This is a genomic window from Pseudoduganella sp. GW821-FHT05F09, assembly GCF_059419605.1.
Genome location: NZ_JBWKSD010000005.1, coordinates 431,705 through 452,705, shown reverse-complemented (window position 1 = coordinate 452,705; position 21,001 = coordinate 431,705). Strand labels below are relative to the sequence as shown.

Below are 21,001 nucleotides of genomic sequence, written 5' to 3'. Positions count from 1 at the left end.
TGACACTGCCATGAACGGCCTGAACCTGCTGCCGGTATTCCTGGTCGGCCTGGCCGGCAGCGTGCATTGCGCCGGCATGTGCGGCGGCATAGTCAGCGCGCTGTCGGCCGTGCCGGCAGGCCGGCGCGTGATTCCCATCGCGCAGGCCGCGCGCGGCACGGCGCTGCGCATGGCAGCCTACAACGCCGGCCGCATAGCCAGCTATATGCTGGCCGGCGCCATCGCCGGCGGGCTCGCGGGCGGCGCCGCCAGCCTGGGAAAAATCGCGCACTGGCAGAACGCCGCCTTCGGCCTGGCCAACCTCATGCTGATCGCCCTCGGCCTCTACCTGATGAACGCCTGGCGCGGCCTGGCGCGCGTGGAAAGGGCGGGCGGCGCATTGTGGCGCCGCATACAGCCGCTGCTGCGCCCCCTGCTGCCGATGGACACGCCGCTGAAAGCCCTGGGCCTGGGCGGCCTGTGGGGCTGGGTGCCCTGCGCCATGGTCTACAGCATGCTGCTGACGGCCGCCCTGAGCGGTTCGGCCGTGCTGGGCGCCGCCGTGATGCTGGCTTTCGGCCTGGGCACGCTGCCCATGCTGACGGCGCTCGGCCTGCTGGGCGCGCGCGTGCGGCAAGGAATGCAGCGGCCAGCGCTGCGCACCGCCTGCGGTTTGCTGGTACTCGCCTTTGGCGTGCTCGGCCTGCTGCGCGCCAGCGGCGCCGCCTCGCCGCTGCTGCAGCTGCTCGGCATGCCGGACGCGATCGCGGCCCACGGCTGGATCGACGCCCTCTGCATCGGAGTGAAGCCATGAGCAGCCCGGCATATGCGGTGTCCGAAGGCGCGCACACTGCGTCCAGGCCGCTCCACTGCTACCACTGCGGCCTGCCGCTGGCCGGCGGCGCACGCTGGCCGGCGCTGATAGACGGCGTTGAGCATGACATGTGCTGCCCCGGCTGCGCCGCCGTCGCCCAGGCCATCTCCGACGCCGGCCAGTCGTCCTACTACCGCGAACGCAGCGGCTACGCAGCCACTGCGGCGCAAGCCAGCCTGGCGCCCCCCGAACTGGCGCTGTACGACAACGCCGATCCCCGCTTCGCCGCGCGCGACGGCAACCCGGCCGATTCCGAAGCAACCCTGCTGGTGGAAGGCATACGCTGCGCAGCCTGCGTGTGGCTGATCGAACGCCGCCTGATGCAGCTGCCCGGCGTGCAGCAAGCCAGCATGAACGTGGCCACCGAACGCCTGCAAGTGCGCTGGCACAAGGACCGCTGCCAGCCGGCCGACATACTCGGCGCGCTGCACGCCATCGGCTACCAGGCCTGGCCCTACGACGCGGCCCGCCACAGCAAGCAATTGCAGCAGGCCGGCCGCACGCTGGGCCGCCAGCTGTTCGTTGCCGGCCTGTCCATGATGCAGGTGATGATGTACGTCGCCCCCGCCTACCTGGCCGACGACGGCACGCTGGACGACAGCATGGCCGCGCTGATGCAGTGGGCCAGCCTGCTGCTCACGCTGCCCGCCGTGTGCTACTCGGCGCTGCCCTTCTTCCGGGGCGCGTGGAACAGCCTGCGCGCGCGCGCCCTCGGCATGGACGTGCCGGTGGCGCTGGGCATCGCCGCCGCCTTCGGCGCCAGCTGCATCGCCACCTGGCGCGGCCACGGCGACGTGTACTACGACTCCGTGACCATGTTCATCTTCCTGCTGCTGTGCAGCCGCTACGTGGAACTGGCCGCGCGGCGCAAAGCCTCGGCCGCGCTCGAGCGCATGCAGCACGGCCTGCCCGCCTCCGCCACGCGCCTGCCGGACTGGCCGCTGGCACGCGGCGGCAGCACCGTGGCCGCCGCCGCGCTGCGGGCCGGCCATTTCATCCTGGTCAAACCCGGAGAAGCGTTTGCCGCCGACTGCGAGATCGTCGAAGGCCAGACCTCGGTCGACCTGTCGCTGCTGACCGGCGAGAGCGCGCCGCAGCACATGGGCCCGGGCGCCAGCGTGCCGGGCGGCGCCATCAACGCCAGCGCCGTGGTGGTGGCGCGTGTGGACAAACCCGCCGGCGACAGCACGCTGTCCGGCCTGCTCAAGCTGATCGAAAGCGCGGGCGCCGAAAAGCCGCAGCTCGCGCAGTGGGCCGACCGCGCGGCCTCGCGCTTCGTGGCAGGCCTGCTGCTGTTCGCGCTGGCCGCATTCGCCTGGTGGAGCTGGCATGACGCAGCCCGCGCCTGGCCGGTGGCGATCGCCGTGCTGGTGGTGTCCTGCCCGTGCGCGCTGTCGCTGGCCACGCCGTCCGCACTGGCCGCCGCCACCGGCAGCCTGCTCGGCAAGGGCGTACTGATCGTGCGCCCGCACGTGCTGGAAACGCTGCACCGCGCCACCCACATCGTGTTCGACAAGACCGGCACGCTCACGCAAGGCCGGCCCACCGTGCAGCGCATCGATCCGCTGGCCCACACCGCCGCCAGCGCAGCGCTGCAAGTGGCCGCGGCGCTGGAAGCGAACAGCGCGCACCCCATCGGCCGTGCGCTGCTGGCAGCGGCGGGCGAAGCCGCCGTGATGGCGCGCTGGAACGCCACCGATGTGCAGGAGCTGCCGGGCCAGGGCCTGGAAGGCACGGTGCAGGGCATGCGCTACCGGCTGGGCAGCGCGGCCTTTGTGGCCGGCATTGCGGGCAGCGCCATCCCGGCCGCATCGTCCCGGCCCGCACTCCCGGCGGACAGCGATGCCGACGGCGAGGCCACGCCGGTCTACCTGGGCTGCAGCGGCGCATGGATTGCGCGCTTCCTGCTATGCGACGCGCTGCGGCCGGACGCGCAAGCCACCATCGACTATTTCCGCGCGCAGGGCAAGCAGCTGGTGCTGCTCAGCGGTGACGGCGAGGCGCTCACGCAGCGCGTGGCGCGCAGCCTCAACATTCCCCTGGCCAGCGGCGAATTCCTGCCGCAGCAAAAGCTCGCCTTTGTGCAGGAGCTGCAGCAGCAGGGCGCCGTGGTGGCGATGGTGGGCGACGGCATCAACGACGCCGCCGTGCTGAGCGCGGCCGACGTCTCCTTCGCCATGGGCAGCGGCGCGGCGCTGGCGCAAGCGCATGCGGACACGGTGCTGATGAACGGCCATCTGGGCGCCGTGGCCGACACCGCGCGCACCGCCGCGCGCACCATGGCCGTGATGCGCCAGAACCTGGCCTGGGCCACGCTGTACAACCTCACCGCCATCCCGGCCGCCGCGCTGGGCTATCTGAACCCCTGGCTGTCCGGCGCGGGCATGGCCCTCAGTTCCGCCGTGGTGGTGCTCAACGCGCTGCGGCTGCGCAAAGGCTGAAGGATAAGGAAAAACAATGGAAGCCCTGTATTTGCTGGTTCCCCTGAGCGTGGCCCTGGTCTTCGGCGCGCTGTGGGTGTTTTTCAAAGCCTCCGACAACGGCCAGTTCGACGACCTGGTCGGCCCCGGCCTGCGCGTGCTGCAGGACGACGACGCGGCCGAGGATTCCTGACCCGGTTCGGTCAATTTTGATCCACATCAAAGTTTTTTGAGGTCCACCCACGTAACCTTTGACATACATCATCAAAGCGTTCTTGGGAGAACACAAAGTGGATCACACTCTGAACTACAACTACAAGATCGTGAAGCAATTCGCGATCGCCACGGTAGTCTGGGGCATAGTCGGCATGCTGGTAGGCGTCATCATCGCCGCCCAGCTGGCCTGGCCCAGCCTGAACCTGGACATCGCCTGGCTTACCTACGGGCGCCTGCGGCCGCTGCACACCAACGCCGTCATTTTCGCGTTCGGCATTTCCGGCCTGTTCGCCACGTCCTACTACGTGGTGCAGCGCACCTGCCAGGTGCGCCTGTTCTCGGACAAGCTGGCCGCCTTCACCTTCTGGGGCTGGCAAGCCGTGATCCTGAGCGCGGTGGTCACGCTGCCGATGGGCCTCACGCGCGGCAAGGAATACGCCGAGCTGGAATGGCCCATCACCATCCTGATCGCGCTGGTGTGGATCGCCTACGCGGTGGTGTTCTTCGGCACCGTCATCAAGCGCAAGGTGGAGCACATCTACGTGGCCAACTGGTTCTTCGGCGGCTACATCCTGGCGGTGACACTGCTGCACGTGGTGAACGGCATGAGCATGCCGGCCTCGCTGACCAAGTCCTACTCCATGTACACCGGCGTGCAGGACGCCATGATCCAGTGGTGGTACGGCCATAACGCGGTGGGCTTCATCCTGACCGCAGGCTACCTGGGCATGGTGTACTACTTCATTCCCAAGCAGGCCGAAAGGCCGGTGTATTCCTACCGCCTGTCCATCGTCCACTTCTGGGCGCTGATCTTCACCTATATGTGGGCCGGCCCGCACCACCTGCACTACACCGCGCTGCCCGACTGGACCCAGTCGCTGGGCATGGTGTTCTCCCTGATCCTTCTGGCGCCATCGTGGGGCGGCATGATCAACGGCATGATGACGCTGTCGGGCGCATGGCACAAGCTGCGCACCGACCCTATCCTGAAGTTCATGATCGTGTCGCTGTCGTTCTACGGCATGGCCACCTTCGAAGGCCCGATGATGTCGATCAAGACCGTCAACGCGCTGTCGCACTACACCGACTGGGGCATCGCCCACGTGCACGGCGGCGCGCTGGGCTGGGTGGGCTTCATCACCATGGGCTCGATCTACTACCTGCTGCCGCGCCTGGCCGGCCGCAAGGAAATGTGGAGCGTCAAGCTGATCGACCTGCACTTCTGGGTCGCCACCATCGGCATCGTGCTGTACATCGCCGCCATGTGGATCGCCGGCGTGATGCAGGGACTGATGTGGCGCGCAGTCAATCCGGACGGCACCCTGACCTACACCTTCGTCGAAAGCGTGAAGGCGACCTATCCCTACTACGTGGTGCGCTTCAGCGGCGGCCTGCTGTACCTGGGGGGCATGTGCCTGATGGGCTACAACACCTGGATGACGCTGCGCGGCCGCGACACGGTCACCGCCCGCATCCCTGAACTCAAAGCCGCGTGAACTTTGGAGCTGACAAATGAAATTTTCGCATGAATGGATAGAGAAGAACCCCTGGCTGCTGATCGTGCTGGTGACGCTGGTGGTGTCGGTGGGCGGTGCGGTGGAGATCATTCCGCTGTTCTTCCAGAAGTCGACCACCGAGCCGGTGGCGGGCCTGAAGCCTTACAGCCCGCTGCGCCTGGCCGGCCGCGACGTGTATGTGCGCGAAGGCTGCTACAACTGCCACTCGCAGATGATACGTCCCTTCCGCGCCGAGACCGAGCGCTATGGCCACTACTCCGTGGCCGGCGAATTCGTCTACGACCGCCCGTTCCAGTGGGGCTCCAAGCGCACCGGCCCGGACCTGGCCCGCGTGGGCGGCCGTTATAGCGACGAATGGCACAAGACCCACCTGGCCAACCCGCGCGACGTGGTGCCTGAGTCGAACATGCCGAACTACCCGTGGCTGGCCAAGTCCGCGCTCAAGCCGGCCGACATCGTGCCGCACCTGCGGGCGCTGCAGCGCCTGGGCGACCCGTACACGGACGCTGAAATCGCCGCCGCCCCGGCCGAGCTGGAAGGCAAGACCGAGGAAGACGCCCTGATCGCCTATCTGCAAGGCCTGGGCACCCAGATCAAGACGAGGAACTGACATGGATAACCTGTTTGACAACGCCAGCCGCGTGATGACCGTCATCTCATTCATCACCTTCATCGGCATCGTCGCGTGGGCATACGCGCGCCGCAACCAGGCCGGCTTTGCGCAAGCGGCGCAACTGCCGTTCGCGGACGAGGAGAAAGACCATGTCTGACTTCACCAGCGGCTTCTGGAACTACTACATCATCACGCTCACCATGCTCGGCGTGTTCGGCTGCGCGGTGCTGCTGTATTCGCAGTCCAAGCACAAGGTCAAGGCGCTTAAAGATGTGAACGCGCCGGTCGGCACCACCGGCCATATCTGGGACGAGGACCTGACCGAACTGAATACGCCCATGCCGCGCTGGTGGATGTGGCTGTTCTACATCACCATCGTGTTCGGCCTGGCCTACCTGTTCCTGTACCCCGGCTTGGGCGACTACGCCGGCAAGCTGGGCTGGAAATCGAGCGGCCAGTACGGCGCCGAGCTGAAACAGGCCGAGGCCGAGTACGGCCCGCTGTTCAACCAGTACCTGAAGCAGGACCTGCCGGCGGTGGCCGCCGATCCGAAGGCGCAGGCCATAGGCGAGCGCCTGTTCCTGACCTACTGCGCGCAGTGCCACGGCTCGGACGCGCGCGGCAACAAGGGCTTCCCCAACCTGACCGACAAGGACTGGCTGTACGGCGGCGCGCCGGACGTGATCAAGACCACCATCATGAACGGCCGCCACGGCGTGATGCCGCCCATGGGCGCGGCGCTCGGCTCGGACAAGGATGTGGAAAACGTGGCGCACTATGTGCTGAGCCTTTCCGGCGGCGCGGCCGATCCGATCAAGTCCGTCTTCGGCAAGAGCAAGTTCAACGCCTGCATGGGCTGCCACACCGGCGCCGGCACCGGCAACCAGGCACTGGGCGCGCCCAACCTGACGGACAAGGTCTGGCTGTACGGCGGCAGCGCCGAGACCATCATGGAAACCATACGCAAGGGCCGCAACAACACCATGCCGGCCTTCGCGGACTTCCTCGGCGAAGGCAAGGTGCACGTTCTGGCCGCCTACGTGTGGGGCTTGTCGAACCAACCGGCTGTAGCAGCGGCTCCAGCACAAGGCAACAGCAATGAACGCGCCGGAACAAGTCATTAAGATGTACGCCGCCCGCGAGGAGATTTATCCTCGCGAGACGGCGGGCCGCTACGCCAGCCTGCGCTGGGTCTTTGTCTGGCTCACGCAGCTGGCCTTCTACGGCACGCCCTGGCTTACATGGAACGGCCGCCAGGCCTTGCTGTTCGACCTGGCGGCGCGCAAGTTCTACATCTTCGGCCTGGTGCTGTGGCCGCAGGACTTCATCTACCTGGCGGCGCTGCTCATCATCTGCGCCTACCTGCTGTTCCTGGCCACCGCCATCGCCGGGCGAGTGTGGTGCGGCTTCTCCTGCCCGCAAACGGTGTACACCGAAATCTTCCTGTGGATAGAGCGCAAATTCGAAGGCACGCGCAGTGCGCGCATGCGCCTGGCCAAGGAGGGCCTCACTTTCAACAAGATCTGGCGCAAGGGCGGCAAGCACCTGGCCTGGGGCGCCGTGGCGCTGTGGACCGGCTATACCTTCGTCGGCTACTTCACACCCATCAAGTCGCTGGCGCTGGAAGCGCTGCATCTGAGTTTCGGCCCGTGGGAATGGTTCTGGGTGCTGTTCTACAGCCTGGCCACCTACGGCAACGCGGGCTGGCTGCGCGAGCAGGTGTGCAAATACATGTGCCCCTACGCCCGCTTCCAGAGCTCGATGTTCGACCGCGACACGCTGATCATCACCTACAACGCGAAACGCGGCGAGCCGCGCGGCGCGCTGAACAAGAACACCGGCGGCTCCTGCATCGACTGCTCCATGTGCGTGCAGGTGTGCCCGGTGGGCATCGACATCCGCAAGGGCCTGCAGTACGAGTGCATAGGCTGCGCCGCCTGCGTGGACGCCTGCGACAGCGTGATGGACAAGATAGGCCAGCCGCGCGGCCTGGTGCTGTACAGCACCGACCACGCGCTGGCGGAAGGCTATACGCCGAGCCAGATCCGCCAGCATGCGCTGCGGCCGCGCGTGCTGATCTACGGCGCCATCCTGCTGGCGATCATCTGCGCGGTCGGCACGGCGCTGTGGCTGCGCACGCCGCTGAAAATGGACGTGATACGCGACCGCGGCGCCATGGGGCGCGAGGTGGAGGACGGTATGATAGAGAACGTCTACCGCCTGCAGATCATGAACACCTCGGAGCAGGCGCACAGCTACCGCATCCGCGTGTCCGGCATACCGTCGCTGGAGCTGGTGACGGAGCAGGAAGTGGCGCTGGCGGGCACCGAAACGCGCGCCGTGCCGATCCGCCTGCGCGCCGCGCACGGCGACGGCGCCAAGGGCTCGAACAAGATCGCCATCGAACTGACCGCGCTGGACGACCCGGCGCTGAGGGTCAAGGAAAACGCGGTGTTCATTGTGCCGCGCTAACGTGAAGGAGATGATTATGCAAAGCCATCAACTCAATCTGCCGGCGGTGCAGCCGTGGTGGTCGCAGCGCTGGCCGTGGCTGCTGATGCTGGGGCCATGCCTGGCGCTGGTGGGCGGCCTGTACACGGGCTGGCTGGCCTTCTCGCAGCCGGATTCGCTGGTGGTGGGCGACTATTACAAGCGCGGCAAGGCCATCAACCAGGATTTGCGGCGCGACAAAGCGGCCAGCGCGCTGGGGCTGTCGGCCGAGCTGCACTACGACGTGGCGCGCGGCGTGCTGTCGGGCCGTGTGGGCGGCGCGGACAAGGCCGGGCCGCAGCGCGTGCTGCTGCACCTGGCGCACGCCACGCAGCCGGAGCGCGACATCAAGCTGGAACTGGCGCCGGCGGCCGACGGCAGTTTTGAAGTGGCGCTGCCCATGCTGGAACGCAGCCGCTGGCAGGTGCTGCTGGAGGACGACAGCCGCCGCTGGCGCCTGGAAGGCAGCTGGCAATGGCCGGCGCAGCGCGAAGTGACGGTGCGGGCGGATTGAGCGCGGTTGTCAATCTCAGTCAGGCAATCAGATATTCGCGCGCCATCTGGCGGGCGCGGTGCAATCGGCTTTTGGCGGCGGGCACCGTCAGCGCCAGTTCCGCCGCGATTTCTGCGATGCTCATTTCAGCGAAGTCGCGCAGCAAAATCACCTGGCGGTAATCCACAGGCAGCGATTCGAGCGCGTTCACCAGGTCCGCGCGCAGTCCCGCCGTGTCCTGCGCGGCCAGCCATTGCTCGGCGCGCGCCTCGTCATACGGGTCGAAGTTGAGCGCCACCCGCCCCAGGCGGCGGCATTCGCGCTGCACCACCTTGAACAGCCAGCCGGAGAAGGCCGCCAGCACGCGCACCGCCTCGAGCCGGCGCGACAGCACCAGCAGCGCCTCCTGCACCGCGTCGTCCACGTCGCTGATCAGGCAGGAACGCTGCGCGTAGCGGCGGATATCGGGCTGGCACAGGCGCAGCAGCTGGGCCAGCGCCGCCGGATCGCCGCGGTGGGCGGCGTCCAGCACCGGCAAGTGTGTTTCAGAGAGTGCCATTCTTTTTCGCTTTATCGAGGCGGCGGCCCACCATGGCGCACATGGGGCAGAAGCCGAACAGGCCGGAGGCGACGATGCCGCCCGCCGACGCCGCCAGCACCGCGCCCAGCACGCCGCCCACGCTCACCAGGCTGAAAGCCACCGCCAGCAGGCCGGCCACCACGCGCAGCACGCGCTCACCATTTGGTACATTTTTAACATAGAACATTTTGCTCTCCTTTTCAGTAGATTGCTAAGTAGATTGCCATCGTGAGGAAGTCCCTCGGCTACTAAGAGGCGGGCAAACCGCATTTGGATTCGCGGATTCAAAAATATTTTGTTAGGCTACGTACATGAGCGCCCCCAAACACCCACCCAAGCCTCCCACGCTGGACCAGCACCTGTGCTTCAAGCTGTATTCCACCTCGCTGAAAATGACGCAGCACTACAAGCCCCTGCTGGCCGCCCTCAACCTCACCTATCCGCAATACCTGGTGATGGTGGTGCTGTGGGAGCAGGAAGGCCTGGGCATCAAGGACATCGCCGAGCGCCTGCAGCAGGATTCAGGCTCCATCACGCCGCTGGTGAAGCGGCTGGAGGCGGAAGGCTATCTGCTGCGCGGGCGCGATCCGCTGGACGAGCGCAACCGCGTGCTGACCCTGACCGCCAAGGGACAGGAGCTGCGCGCCGCCGGCCTGCGCGTGAGCGAGCAGTTCGCGCACGCCTGCGCCATCACCCACCAGGACGTGGAGCAGCTGGCGAGCGGGCTGGATAAGCTGAACGGCAACCTTTCCTGAAAGATCACGCCGCGCGCCTTGCCAAAACAGCACTTTGATAGGAGAATTCCCCAGCACCCCCGTCCAAGGAAGACATGAAACCTCTCGGCATCAAAGTCAAGGTTGCACTGGCCACCAGCATTACTTCGGTGGTCATGGTGGCGCTCGTGACCGTGGTGCAGATGCAGCGCATGGAGGCCGACTTCACGCGCGTGCTGTTCGCCCAGCAGACGGCGCTGATCAACCGCACCGCCGAGGAGCTGGACGACAAGCTGAACATGCTGCTGGGGATCATCGCGCTGTCGGCAAAAAACCAGCCGCTGGGCATCTCCCGCGACCCCGCAGCGCTGCGCGCCTACTACGCCGACCGCGCCGTGCTGTCCTTGTTCGACGACGTGCTGGTGCTCGACCCGCAAGGCCATGTGATCTCCGACCTGCCGGTGGTGAGCGGCCGCGTAGGCGTGGATGCCAGCGACCGCGCCTATTTCAAGCGCGTGATGGCCACCCGCCAGCCGCTGATCGCCGAGCCGGTGATAGGCCGCGCCGGCAAGCAGCCCATCGTGCAGATGGCCGCGCCCATCCTGAACCAGCAGGGCGAGGTTCAGGCCGTGCTGATCGGCGTGCTGCGGCTGTACAAGGACAATGTGCTGGGCCACCTGCGCACCGCCAAGGTGGGCCGCACCGGCTACTACTTCGCCGTCACGCGCGCCGAAGTGCCGCTGTATGTGCTGTACCCGGACCTGAACCGCCTGCTCAAGCCCCGCCCCGCCAATGCCAACCCGGCCACCACGCGCGCGCTCAACGAAGGCTTCGAGGGCACGGTGATCAGCACCAACAGCGTCGGCCTGCGCGCGCTGAACAGCTTCAAGACGCTCAAGTCGGTGGACTGGGTGCTGGCCGCTTCTCTGCCGGTGGACGAGGCCTTCGAACCGTTTGAGGGCATGCTGCTGCGGCTGGCCGCGTGGAGCTGCCTGGCCTCGCTGGCGGCGGCCGCGCTGATAGGCTGGCTGACCATGCGTTTGATGGCGCCGCTGGCGCAGCTGCGCGGCGCCATGCAGCGCATGCGCGGCAACGCCGCCGACTTCACGCCTATCCCGGTGCGGCAGGAGGACGAAATCGGCGACCTGACGGCGGCCTTCAACAGCCTGATGCAGGAACGCCAGGCCGCCGATGCGCGCCTCAACGATTTGATCGAGCTGGCGCCCAACGCCTATGTGGTGGTGGACGCGGAAGGCCGCATCGAAACCTTCAACCGCCAGGCCGAGCGCTACTTCGGCTACCAGCGCGCGGACGTGTTGGGGCAGCCGGTGGAAGTGCTGCTGCCGTCGGCGCAGCGCGAGGAGCACGGGCATTTGCGCCAGGGCTTCTCCTCGACGCGGCTGACGCCCGAACCGGTGCGCATGGGCGACGGCCGCGCGCTGTTCGGCCAGCGCCAGGACGGCAGCCGCTTCCCCGTCGAGGTCAACCTGAGCGCGATCCAGACCGGCGAAGGCACCAAGGTGCTGGCCATGATCTCCGACATCACCGAACGCCACCGCCTGCAGGGCGAGGTGCAGGCGCGCGCGCTGGAGCTGGAGCAGGCGCGCGACCGCGCCGAGGCGGCCAACCGCGCCAAGAGCGATTTCGTGGCCAATATGAGCCATGAAATCCGCACGCCGATGAACGCGGTGCTGGGCATGGCCTACCTGCTCGGCAACACCGCGCTGACCGGGCAGCAGCGCAAATACCTGACCATGGTGCAGGCCTCGGGCCAGACCCTGCTCGGCATCCTGAACGACGTGCTGGACTTCTCCAAGATCGAGGCGCGGCGCATGGAGCTGGCGCCCACCGATTTCGACCTGGGCGACGTGATCGGCACCCTGGCCACCACCATGACCATGAACGCCGGCGAGAAGGAGCTGGAGCTGGCCATCGCCGTGGAGCCGGACGTGCCGCGCCTGCTGCACGGCGACGCGCTGCGGCTGCAGCAGATCCTGGTCAACCTGGCCGGCAACGCCGTCAAGTTCACGCAGCAGGGCGAGGTGGTGGTGCGCGTCAGCCTGGAACAGGCGGCGGCGGACTACGCCATGCTGCGCTTCGAAGTCAGCGACACCGGCATCGGCATGGGCGAGGCGCAGCTGGGGCAGCTGTTCAGCGCCTTCTCGCAGGGCGACGAAAGCATCACGCGGCGCTTCGGCGGCACCGGCCTGGGGCTGGCCATCACCAAGCGGCTGATAGAACTCATGGGCGGCAAGATCGCCGTGCACACGGTCGAAGGGGAGGGCAGCCGCTTCTGGTTCAGCCTCCCGTTCGCGGTGCTGCCGGCGCCCGAAAAGCGCCAGCCCGCGCTCGGCCCGCAGCGCCTGCTGGTGGCCGACGACAACAGCACCACGCGCAGCCTGGTGGGCAAGCTGATACGCGCCTGGGGCTGGGAGGCGGACGAAGTGGCGTCCGGCGCCGAGGCCATCGCGCGCTTCCGCGCGCAGCAGGAGGCGGGCGAGCCCTACAGCGTGGTGCTGGCCGACTGGCATATGCCCGGCATGGATGGCGTGGCGGTGGCCAAGGCCATACGCGCGGCGGCCGGGCCGCAGGCGCAGCCCATCGTGGTGATGGTGAACGCCTTCGCGCGCGGCAAGCTGGAGGAGATTTCCGGCACGCCGGAGGCGGACGTGGTGCTGGTCAAGCCGATTACCAGTTCCAGCCTGTTCGACGCCCTGCACCAGGCGCTGGTGGCCAAGGGCGGCGATGAACACAGCGTGCAGGCGCAAGTCATCGCCAACCGCCTGAAAGGACGGCATTTCCTGCTGGTGGAGGACAATCTGCTGAACCAGGCCGTGGCGCGCGGCATACTGGAGCTGGCGGGCGCCACGCTGGACGTGGCGGAAGACGGCCAGCAGGCGCTTAACATGCTGCGCGCGGACGCCGGCCGCTACGACATCGTGCTGATGGACATGCAGATGCCGGTGCTGGACGGCTTCAGCGCCACCGCCATGCTGCGCCGTGAATTGAAACTGGACTTGCCCGTCATTGCGATGACGGCCGGCGTGCTGGCCTCGGAGCGCGACCGCTGCCTGGAAGCGGGCATTACCGACTTCATCCCCAAACCGGTGGTGGTGGAGGAAATGCTGGCGGTGATACAGCGCCACCTGCCGGAGCGGCACGGCGTGAAACCAGCCGCGCCCGCGCCGCTGCCGCTGCCGGCAGCCGCGGATCCCGCCGAACCGCTGTTCAGCATGGACAGCCTGATGCGGGTCATGGGCCAGGACCCCAAGGGCCGCCAGGTCATGTTCAAGATGGTGCGCGGCGCGCTGGACAGCGGCATGCAGCCGCTGGACGAAGCCGACCTGGCGCTGCGCGAAGGCCGCGCCGGCGAGGCGGCCCAGCTGCTGCACAGCCTGCGCGGCGCTGTCGGCGTGCTGGGCGCCAAGCGCCTGGTGCGGGTCACGCTCGACGCGGAAAACGCCATCGTGCAGCAGCGCACCGAAGAACTGCCCGCCATCTTCGCCGGCGTGCGCGGCGTGCTGGAAGCCACGCTGCAGCAAGCGGCCGACTGGCTGGAGCGGGAAGACCAGTAACAGGAAAGCGCGCCGCGCCTAGGCCTGCCCGCGCGCGGCCCGCTTGATGGCCTGCGGCGGCTGGCCGTAAGCGCGCAGGAAAGCGCGCCGCATGCGCTCCGGGTCCGCAAACCCGGTCTCGCGCGCCACCACGTCTATGGCATGGCCGCCCGCCTCGATCAGCGCGCGCGCCGCCTCCACCCTCAGCCCTTCCACCGCGCGCGCAGGCGACTGCCCGGTCTCCATGCGGAAGGTGCGGCTGAACTGGCGCCGGCTCAAGTGCGCCGCGTCCGCCAGTTCATCCACAGACAGCGCCTTGCGCAGATTGCTTTTGGCATAGGTCAGCGCCACCTGGATGCGGTCCGACTTCGGCTCCAGCTCCAGCAGCGCGGAGAACTGCGACTGGCCGCCGCTGCGGCGGTGGTACACCACCATCTTGCGCGCCACGGCCTTCGCCAGCTCCACGCCGTGATCCGCCTCCACCATGGCCAGGCACAGGTCTATGCAGGCCGTCATGCCGGCCGAGGTCCAGACCCGCCCGTCGTGGATATAGATGCGGTCCTCCTCCACCTTCACTTTCGGATACATGCGCTGCAGGTCGCGCGCCTGGCACCAGTGCGTGGTGGCGCGGCGGCCATCCAGCAAGCCCGCTTCCGCCAGCAGGAAGGCGCCGGTGCAGATGCTGGCCGTGCGGCGCGACAGCGCGCTGGCCGCCCGCAGGAAGCCGACGAAGCCGGGCGTCGACACGATCAGCTCCATGGCGCCCGCCACCAGCACGGTGTCGAAGCTATGGCCGCCGAACGCCTGCGTCAGCACTGGCACGCCGGAGGAGCTCGACACCGCGCCGCCGTGCTCGGACAGCAGCGCCACTTCATAGCAGGCTTCGCCCTTGAGTTCATTGGCCACCTCGAACACGGTGGTGGCCACCAGGTCCAGCACCTGGAAGCGGGGGAAGAGCAATAGTGCAATCTTGCGTGTCATGATGTCCCAAAACGAGGTATATACGGCATACGGGACTCAATTTAGAGGCCTACACTGCTCTTGTCAACCACATTCAAGGACAGCAAACATGAACACCAGCACCCACAACAGCGCCAAATCCGGCCTCGCCCTCATCACCGGCGCCTCCACCGGCATAGGCGCGCGCTACGCGCAACGCCTGGCCGAACGCGGCTACGACCTGGTTTTGGTGGCCCGCAACCGCGAACGCCTGCAAGCCGTGGCCGACAGCGTGGGCGCCAGCACCGGCCGCAAAGTGGAAATCCTGCCGGCCGACCTGACGCAGGAAGCCGGCCTGGCGCTGGTGCAGCACCGCCTGGCGAACGACGCGGACATCACCATGCTGGTGAATAACGCCGGCTTGGGCGCCACCGCGCCGCTGGTCGACTCGAAGCAGGAAGACCTGGACCGCATGATCTTCCTGAACGTGCACGCGCTGACCCGCCTCACGCGCGCCGTGGCGCCGGGCTTCGCCGCGCGCGGCCACGGCGCCATCATCAACATCGCCTCCATCGTGGCGGTGGCGCCGGAAGTGCTGAACGGCACCTACGGCGGCACCAAGGCCTATGTGCTGGCGTTCACGCAGTCGCTGCAGCACGAGCTGGGCGCCAAGGGCGTGCGCGTGCAGGCCGTGCTGCCCGGCGCCACCGGCACCGAGTTCTGGGACCATGCCGGCGTGCCGGTGGCCCACCTGCCGAGCGACATCGTGATGAACGTGGACGACCTGGTCGACGCCGCGCTGGCCGGGCTGGACCTGGGCGAAGTGGTGACCATACCGTCGCTGCCGGACCGCGCCGACTGGGACAAGTTCGAAGCCGCCCGCCTGGCCATGGGACCCAATCTGTCGCGCAGCAAGGCAGCACCGCGCTACACGGCCTGACAAGGCCCTGTACAAAACTGCGGCGCCGCCGCAGAATTCGTCCCGCACCTGGCCTGCTTCGTCACACGGGCAAGGCGTGCTGGCGGCGGCGTCACTAGACTCGGAGCCTCGATCAACATTACAGGCTTCGAACATGAAAACGTCACGCCATCTCACACTTTGCGCCCTGGCCGGCGCGCTGCACGCTGCCGCCTTCGCGGCCGATACCGGCCAGGCCGGCGCCGCCCCGGCGGAGATGGCGCGCGTGGAAGTGAGCGGCCCCGGTGCGGACGCCCTGCGCCGCAACGACTCCGCCGGCAAGATCGTGGTGGGACGCGAGGAACTGCTCCAGTACGGCGACAGCGCCTTGTCCGGCGTGCTGAAACGCCTGCCCGGCCTGTCCATGGCGGGCAGCGAAGTGCGCATGCGCGGCCTGGGCGCGGGCTACACGCAAATCCTCATCAACGGCGATCCGGCGCCGCCAGGCTTCGCCATCGACACGCTGGCGCCGGAGGTGATCGAACACATAGAAATCATGCGCACCGCCTCGGCCGAATTCAGCGCGCAGGCGGTGGCGGGCAGCATCAACATCGTGCTGCGCAAGGGCGCCAGCCGCGCGCAGCGCGACCTGAAACTGCAAATCGAACACGACCAGCGCTGGAACCCCAGCGCCACCATGCAGCTGGCCAACCGCGACGGCGCCTACTCGTATTCGGTGGCGAGCACGCTGTCGCGCACCGGCTACGACAACGGCGCGCGGATCAGCGAAATCCTGGCCGACGCCGCCGGCGTCCCCACCACGCGGCGTTTGTTCGATGAACGCTACCTGGGCGGCATCAGCAAGGCCAGCCTGGCGCCGCGCCTGAACTGGACGCTGGACGGCGGCGACGCCATCGCCTGGCAAAGCCTGCTCGATATCGCGCGCATCAACAACCACGGCGGCTCCCGCGAGACCACGCTGATGGGCGCCGCCACGCCGTCGCCCATCAGCAGCTACGGTTCCCGCATCCACAACGACGCGCTGCGCAGCGACGTCAGCTGGTCGCACAAGACCGGCGGGGAGGGCAGGCTCACCGTCAAGGCGGGCGTGAACGTCAACCAGCGCGAGATAGCCTATGTCTTCACCGGCGCGGACGCGGGCGGCGCGCCCTGGCTGCGGCGCGAGGTGAACTCCAGCGCCAGCGACAACAGCGCCACCAGCAGCGGCAAATATCAAACCCCGCTGTGGCCCGGCCACGGCTTCGGCGCAGGCTGGGACGGCAGCTTTACGCGCCGCAGCGAAAACCGCTTGCAGCGCGACAGCACGCCGCAGGGCGCGCCGCTCTACACCCTGGACCAGGACTACACCGCCGACGTCAAGCGCCTGGCCCTGTACGCGCAGGACGAGTGGGACGTGGCGCCCGGCCTGCAAGCCTATCTCGGCCTGCGCTGGGAAGGGCTGGACACCGGCACCGTGGGCCGCGCCATGGACAAGGTGCAAAGCCGCTCCAGCGTGTGGAGCCCGGTGCTACAAGCGCTGTGGAAGCTGAAGGACGGCGGGCGCGAACGCGACCAGCTGCGCCTGGCCCTGTCGCGCACCTACAAGGCGCCGCTGACGCGCAACCTGGTGCCGCGCCGCTACACCATCAACAACGGCAACGGCCCCACCAACCCGGACGTGGAAGGCAATCCCTATCTGCAGCCGGAACTGGCCTGGGGCGTGGACGCGGGCTACGAATCCTATTTCGGCAAGGGCGGCATGTTCAGCGTGTCCGCCTATGCGCGCCGCATCAGCGGGGTGACGGTGCAGCGCCTGTTCCAGGACGGCCCCACCTGGGTCAGCACCTTCGCTAACGGCGGCAACGCCAGCGCGCGCGGCCTGGAGTTCGACGCCAAATTCCCGCTGGCCGCGCTGTACGCGGACGCGCCGCCCGTCGACCTGCGGGCCAACGCCAGCCGCAACTGGTCGCGCATGGACAGCGTGCCCGGCCCGCACAACCGCCTGGCCGAACAGACGCCGCTGACGGCCAACCTCGGCCTGGACTACCGCATGTCCGCCGCGTGGAGCAGCGGCTTCAATTTCAACTACCTGGGCGGCGGCCCGGCCCGCATCACGGCGGCGCTGGCCAGCGACAGCGGCCCGCTGCGCACGCTGGACGCCTACGCCCTGTGGAAGACCGGCAGGGCCAGCCAGCTGCGCCTGTCCGTGGCCAACGCGCTGGGCCAGGACCGCCGCAGCACCCAGTACTATGCCGACATCCACGGCAGCACCGCCCGCAGCACCAGCGCGCCCGGCAGCCGGGGCGTGCGCCTGCAGTACGAGCAGCCGCTGTAGCGTAAGCATGCGCTAGAATCATGTATCGCCGATACAGGAGTCGCCATGCAGAACCGCCTTGTCACGCTGCCGCCGCTCGATGCGCTGCGCGGCTTTGTCGCGGCGGCGCGGCGCATGAGCATCACCGCTGCGGCGGACGATTTGTGCCTGACGCAATCGGCCGTCAGCCGCCAGATCCAGGCGCTGGAGGAGAAGCTGGGCACGCCGCTGTTCACGCGCCGCAACCGCGCCATCGCGCTGACGCCGGCCGGCGAGCAGCTGTTCCAGCTGGCCTCGCCGTGGATGGACAAGCTGCTGGACCTGGCCGACACGCTGCGCCAGGACAGCCGCGTGCGGCCGGTGACGGTGTCCGCCAGCATAGGCGTGGCCTCGCTGTGGATGCTGCCGCGCCTGGGCGAATTCCAGGCCGCCCATCCGCATATCGACGTGCGCGTGGCGACCAGCAACCGCCTGCTGGACCTGGAGCGCGACGGCGTGGACCTCGCCATCCGCTACAGTCCCGCCTCGCCCGCCACGCAGGGAGGGCTGAAGCTGTTCGACGAGGTGGTGGCGCCGGTGGCCAGTCCCGCGCTGGCGGCCAGCGCCTTCCGCGAACCGGCCGCGCTGCTGGAGCACGTGCTGCTGGACCTGGACGAACGCGTCGGCCCCTGGCTGCACTGGGAATACTGGCTCAAGGCGCAGGGGCTGGCGCAGGCGCCAGGGCGGCGGCCCAAGGGACGGCTGCACTTCAACCAATACGACCAGCTGATCCACGCGGCCGCCGGCGGCCACGGCGTGGCGCTGGGACGCCTGCCGCTGCTGCTGCCCATGCTCAGGGACGGCACGCTGGCCGCGCGGCTGGACCTGAGCCTGCAAGTGGACGACTACCGCTACTGGCTGATGCAGGCGCCCGGCGCGCAGCGCGCCGAGGTGGCGGCCTTCCGCGACTGGCTAATCGAGCAGGCGGCGCAGACCGCGCAGGAGTTGCGGCAGAAGCTGGCGCAGGCGCTCGCCAGCGCCGCCTGAGCGCGCGCCGCCGCCATCTCCGCCCGCCCGGTGCAGGCTGATGCTGGCTGCCGGCCCGCTCACCTCGAACGACACCGCCTCGTTGCGCCCCACGCTGGACAAATAGCGCCGCTGCGCCGCGCACAGCTCCGCGCTGTCGCCCGCCTTCAGCACGCGGTCCTTGCTGTCGCCATGATTGGTAATCCACAGCACGCCCGCCAGGCACTGCACGCGCACGGCATTGCCCGGCGCCATGGTGGCGCCTTCGCTGGGTTGCAGGGTGATCCGCATGGTGTTCTCCTTCGATGGTTGATGCTGGCATTGTTGCCCCGCCGCGCGCCGCGGACAAACGTTATCCCGGCATGCAATCCATGCGCCACACGCATGGATAACATGCCGATTTACCGTTGGCGCGCGCCCCGCCGTCCTGGCTATGCTTGCGGCACGGACTGGCGAGGAGACCCCGATGAAATACCTGAAAACACCACTGGCGGCCGTGCTGTGCGGCGGCGTCATCATGGGCCTGGCGCTGGGCATGCGCCACGTGCAGGGCCTGTTCATGCTGCCCATGACCTCCGCGCGCGGCTGGGGCAGGGAGGAGTTCGCGCTGGCCATCGCCCTGCAAAACCTGGTCTGGGGCCTGGCCCAGCCCTTTACCGGCATGATCGCGGACCGCTACGGCTCGCGCCGCGTGCTGGCCGCCGCCTGCCTGCTGTACGCGCTCGGCCTGGTCCTGATGGCGCACGCGGCCACCAATGCGCAGCTGCTGCTGGCGGGCGGCCTGCTGATCGGCATGGCCTTGTCCGGCACCGCCTTCGGCACCGTGTACGGCGCGCTCAGCCGCATCGTGCCGCCGCAGCGGCGCGGCTGGGCGCTGGGGCTGGCGGGCGCGGTGGGCGGCGTGGGCCAGTTCGCCATGGTGCCGGCCGCGCAGGGACTGATCGCCGGCGCCGGCTGGATGGCGGCGCTCACCGTCATTGCGCTGCTGCTGGCGCTGGCCGCGCCGCTGGCCTTCCCCATGGACGACAGCGCCGCCGCCGGCGCGCCGCAGCAGCCCGGCCAGTCGATGCGGCGCGCCATTGCGGAGGCCTTGTCGCACCGGGGCTTCTGGCTGCTGAACCTGGGATTTTTCGCCTGCGGCTTCCAGCTGGCCTTTATCGCCGGGCATTTCCCGGCCTATCTGCTGGACCAGGGCTTTTCCGCCAACACCGGCGTGATGGCGCTGGCCATCGTGGCGCTGGCGAATGTGGCGGGCACCTACTGGTGCGGCAAGCTGGGCAATGTCTATCGGCGCAAGCACCTGCTGGCCTGGCTGTACTGCGCGCGCTCGGCGGCCATGCTGCTGTTCCTCGTCGCGCCCATCAGCACGGCCAGCATCTATTTGTTCTCCTGCGCCATGGGATTGACGTGGCTGGGCACGGTGCCGCTGACCAACGGGCTGGTGTCGCAGGTGTTTGGCGTGAAATACATCTCCACGCTGTTCGGCCTGGTGTTCGTGGGCCACCAGCTGGGCGGCTTCCTCGGCGTGTGGCTGGGCGGCGCGGTGTACGACGCCACGCATTCCTACAAGCTGGTGTGGGCCGCGTCGGTGGGCGTGGGGCTGGCGGCGGCGCTGCTGCACTGGCCCATCGACGACCGCGCCGTGGCAGGGCTGCAGCCGGCATGAAGCCGCTGCACAACCTCGTGCTGTGGGCCGTGCTGGCGGCGGTGTGCGCGTGGGCCTGGCTGGCGCTGCTGCAGCCGGACCATGTGCTGACCTTCGCCAGCCTGGCGGCGCTGTGCTGAACGCTAGGCCAGTTTCAGCTCCCAGTAGCCGACGTCGACCCAGCGTCCGAACTTCATGCCGACTTCGGAGAAGTGCGCCACCTTCCTGAAGCCCATGGATTCGTGCAGCGCCACGCTGGCCTCGTTGGGCTGGGCGATGCCGCCGATGACCATGTGCAGGCCGCGCGCGCGCAGCTGGTCCAGCAGTTCGCGGTACAGGCGCGTGCCCACGCCCTTGCGCGGATGGCCGGGCGAGACATAGACGCTGCTTTCCACCGAAAACCGGTAGGCGCTGCGCACGCGCCAGGGCGTGGCGTAGGCATAGCCCATCAGGACGCCGTCCTGCTCGCACACCAGCCACGGCAACTTGGCGCCCACGCTCTCGATGCGGCCGGCCATCTCCTCGGCGGAAACCGGCTGCTCCTCGAAGGAGATGGTGGTGCTGGCCACGTAGTGGTTGTAGATGGCGGCGATGGCGGCGGCATCGGCTGTGGCGGCTGGGCGGATAAGGCTCATGGCAGTGTCGGAAAATTTTACAGTGATGGAATATTTAGTATCAAATAATACATGGATTTCACCTAAGTCACTGATATTACACGGATGGAACAGTAATTGCTTAAAAATAAGAATTC

The 21,001-nt window shown here is 68.0% G+C and carries 21 protein-coding genes; 16 read left to right on the top strand and 5 right to left on the bottom strand.

Going from position 1 to position 21,001, the window contains the following annotated elements:
• Window positions 1-10: 10 nt before the first annotated feature.
• The 9 genes from AC07S4_RS18925 to AC07S4_RS18885 all read left to right on the top strand — a co-directional run bounded on the left by AC07S4_RS18925 (window position 11) and on the right by AC07S4_RS18885 (window position 8,623).
• On the top strand, window positions 11-793 hold the full coding sequence (locus AC07S4_RS18925; RefSeq protein ID WP_494988121.1) for a sulfite exporter TauE/SafE family protein: 783 nt from the start codon (window positions 11-13) through the stop codon (window positions 791-793).
• A complete protein-coding gene (locus AC07S4_RS18920; protein WP_494988120.1) occupies window positions 790-3,294 on the top strand; it encodes a heavy metal translocating P-type ATPase in 2,505 nt (834 codons plus the stop codon). Before AC07S4_RS18925 ends, AC07S4_RS18920 begins: the two co-directional genes overlap by 4 nt.
• 16 nt (window positions 3,295-3,310) lie before the next feature.
• Window positions 3,311-3,466, top strand: a complete 156-nt coding sequence (ccoS, locus tag AC07S4_RS18915) for a cbb3-type cytochrome oxidase assembly protein CcoS (RefSeq protein ID WP_494988119.1) — start codon at window positions 3,311-3,313, stop codon at window positions 3,464-3,466.
• A 97-nt stretch (window positions 3,467-3,563) separates the two neighbouring features.
• The gene (gene ccoN, locus AC07S4_RS18910) at window positions 3,564-4,985 is read left to right on the top strand and encodes a cytochrome-c oxidase, cbb3-type subunit I (RefSeq protein ID WP_494988118.1); all 1,422 of its coding nucleotides are present in this window, start codon (window positions 3,564-3,566) and stop codon (window positions 4,983-4,985) included.
• A gap of 16 nt (window positions 4,986-5,001) precedes the next feature.
• Window positions 5,002-5,616: a cytochrome-c oxidase, cbb3-type subunit II gene (gene ccoO, locus AC07S4_RS18905; RefSeq protein ID WP_494988117.1), complete on the top strand. Its 615-nt coding sequence runs from the start codon at window positions 5,002-5,004 to the stop codon at window positions 5,614-5,616.
• A 1-nt stretch (window position 5,617) separates the two neighbouring features.
• Complete coding sequence (locus tag AC07S4_RS18900; RefSeq protein WP_494988116.1) at window positions 5,618-5,776, top strand: cbb3-type cytochrome oxidase subunit 3; 159 nt, start codon at window positions 5,618-5,620, stop codon at window positions 5,774-5,776.
• The gene (ccoP, locus tag AC07S4_RS18895) at window positions 5,769-6,743 is read left to right on the top strand and encodes a cytochrome-c oxidase, cbb3-type subunit III (RefSeq protein WP_494988115.1); all 975 of its coding nucleotides are present in this window, start codon (window positions 5,769-5,771) and stop codon (window positions 6,741-6,743) included. Before AC07S4_RS18900 ends, ccoP begins: the two co-directional genes overlap by 8 nt.
• On the top strand, window positions 6,718-8,091 hold the full coding sequence (gene ccoG / locus AC07S4_RS18890; RefSeq protein WP_494988114.1) for a cytochrome c oxidase accessory protein CcoG: 1,374 nt from the start codon (window positions 6,718-6,720) through the stop codon (window positions 8,089-8,091). Before ccoP ends, ccoG begins: the two co-directional genes overlap by 26 nt.
• 16 nt (window positions 8,092-8,107) lie before the next feature.
• Entirely contained in the window at window positions 8,108-8,623 is a 516-nt protein-coding gene (locus AC07S4_RS18885) for a FixH family protein (protein ID WP_494988113.1), read from the top strand.
• Window positions 8,624-8,642: 19 nt separating this feature from the next.
• Here AC07S4_RS18885 and AC07S4_RS18880 read toward each other — a convergent pair whose 3' ends face one another.
• Both AC07S4_RS18880 and AC07S4_RS18875 read right to left on the bottom strand, forming a co-directional pair.
• Window positions 8,643-9,161, bottom strand: coding sequence for an RNA polymerase sigma factor (locus AC07S4_RS18880; protein WP_161070301.1), 519 nt, complete (start codon window positions 9,159-9,161; stop codon window positions 8,643-8,645).
• On the bottom strand, window positions 9,148-9,369 hold the full coding sequence (locus tag AC07S4_RS18875; RefSeq protein ID WP_161070300.1) for a YgaP family membrane protein: 222 nt from the start codon (window positions 9,367-9,369) through the stop codon (window positions 9,148-9,150). The genes AC07S4_RS18880 and AC07S4_RS18875 overlap by 14 nt, the downstream gene beginning before the upstream one ends.
• A 124-nt stretch (window positions 9,370-9,493) precedes the next feature.
• Between AC07S4_RS18875 and AC07S4_RS18870 the strand changes: the two genes are divergently transcribed.
• The gene (locus AC07S4_RS18870; RefSeq protein ID WP_494988112.1) at window positions 9,494-9,937 is read left to right on the top strand and encodes a MarR family winged helix-turn-helix transcriptional regulator; all 444 of its coding nucleotides are present in this window, start codon (window positions 9,494-9,496) and stop codon (window positions 9,935-9,937) included.
• Between the two features lie 74 nt (window positions 9,938-10,011).
• Complete coding sequence (locus AC07S4_RS18865) at window positions 10,012-13,470, top strand: response regulator (RefSeq protein WP_494988111.1); 3,459 nt, start codon at window positions 10,012-10,014, stop codon at window positions 13,468-13,470.
• A gap of 18 nt (window positions 13,471-13,488) precedes the next feature.
• Here the strand turns inward: AC07S4_RS18865 and AC07S4_RS18860 are convergent, their stop codons facing one another.
• On the bottom strand, window positions 13,489-14,430 hold the full coding sequence (locus tag AC07S4_RS18860) for a GlxA family transcriptional regulator (protein WP_494988110.1): 942 nt from the start codon (window positions 14,428-14,430) through the stop codon (window positions 13,489-13,491).
• 88 nt (window positions 14,431-14,518) lie between these two features.
• Here AC07S4_RS18860 and AC07S4_RS18855 point away from each other — a divergent pair, with 88 nt between their 5' ends.
• From AC07S4_RS18855 to AC07S4_RS18845, 3 genes are all read left to right on the top strand, one after another.
• Entirely contained in the window at window positions 14,519-15,328 is an 810-nt protein-coding gene (locus AC07S4_RS18855; RefSeq protein WP_494988109.1) for an SDR family NAD(P)-dependent oxidoreductase, read from the top strand.
• A 133-nt stretch (window positions 15,329-15,461) separates the two neighbouring features.
• Window positions 15,462-17,621: a TonB-dependent receptor plug domain-containing protein gene (locus AC07S4_RS18850; RefSeq protein WP_494988108.1), complete on the top strand. Its 2,160-nt coding sequence runs from the start codon at window positions 15,462-15,464 to the stop codon at window positions 17,619-17,621.
• Between the two features lie 45 nt (window positions 17,622-17,666).
• Window positions 17,667-18,626, top strand: coding sequence for a LysR substrate-binding domain-containing protein (locus AC07S4_RS18845; RefSeq protein WP_494988107.1), 960 nt, complete (start codon window positions 17,667-17,669; stop codon window positions 18,624-18,626).
• Here the strand turns inward: AC07S4_RS18845 and AC07S4_RS18840 are convergent.
• Window positions 18,552-18,896, bottom strand: a complete 345-nt coding sequence (locus AC07S4_RS18840; RefSeq protein WP_494988106.1) for a DUF2917 domain-containing protein — start codon at window positions 18,894-18,896, stop codon at window positions 18,552-18,554. The two genes, AC07S4_RS18845 and AC07S4_RS18840, sit on opposite strands and share 75 nt — an antisense overlap.
• A gap of 175 nt (window positions 18,897-19,071) precedes the next feature.
• On the opposite strand from AC07S4_RS18840, the gene AC07S4_RS18835 reads away from it, so the two are divergent.
• Window positions 19,072-20,271 (top strand): MFS transporter, encoded by a 1,200-nt coding sequence (locus AC07S4_RS18835; protein WP_494988105.1) that lies wholly within the window; start codon window positions 19,072-19,074, stop codon window positions 20,269-20,271.
• Entirely contained in the window at window positions 20,268-20,390 is a 123-nt protein-coding gene (locus AC07S4_RS18830; RefSeq protein WP_494988104.1) for a hypothetical protein, read from the top strand. Before AC07S4_RS18835 ends, AC07S4_RS18830 begins: the two co-directional genes overlap by 4 nt.
• Before the next feature lie 3 nt (window positions 20,391-20,393).
• Here the strand turns inward: AC07S4_RS18830 and AC07S4_RS18825 are convergent, their stop codons facing one another.
• On the bottom strand, window positions 20,394-20,885 hold the full coding sequence (locus tag AC07S4_RS18825) for an arsinothricin resistance N-acetyltransferase ArsN1 family B (RefSeq protein WP_494988103.1): 492 nt from the start codon (window positions 20,883-20,885) through the stop codon (window positions 20,394-20,396).
• Between the last annotated feature and the right edge of the window lie 116 nt (window positions 20,886-21,001).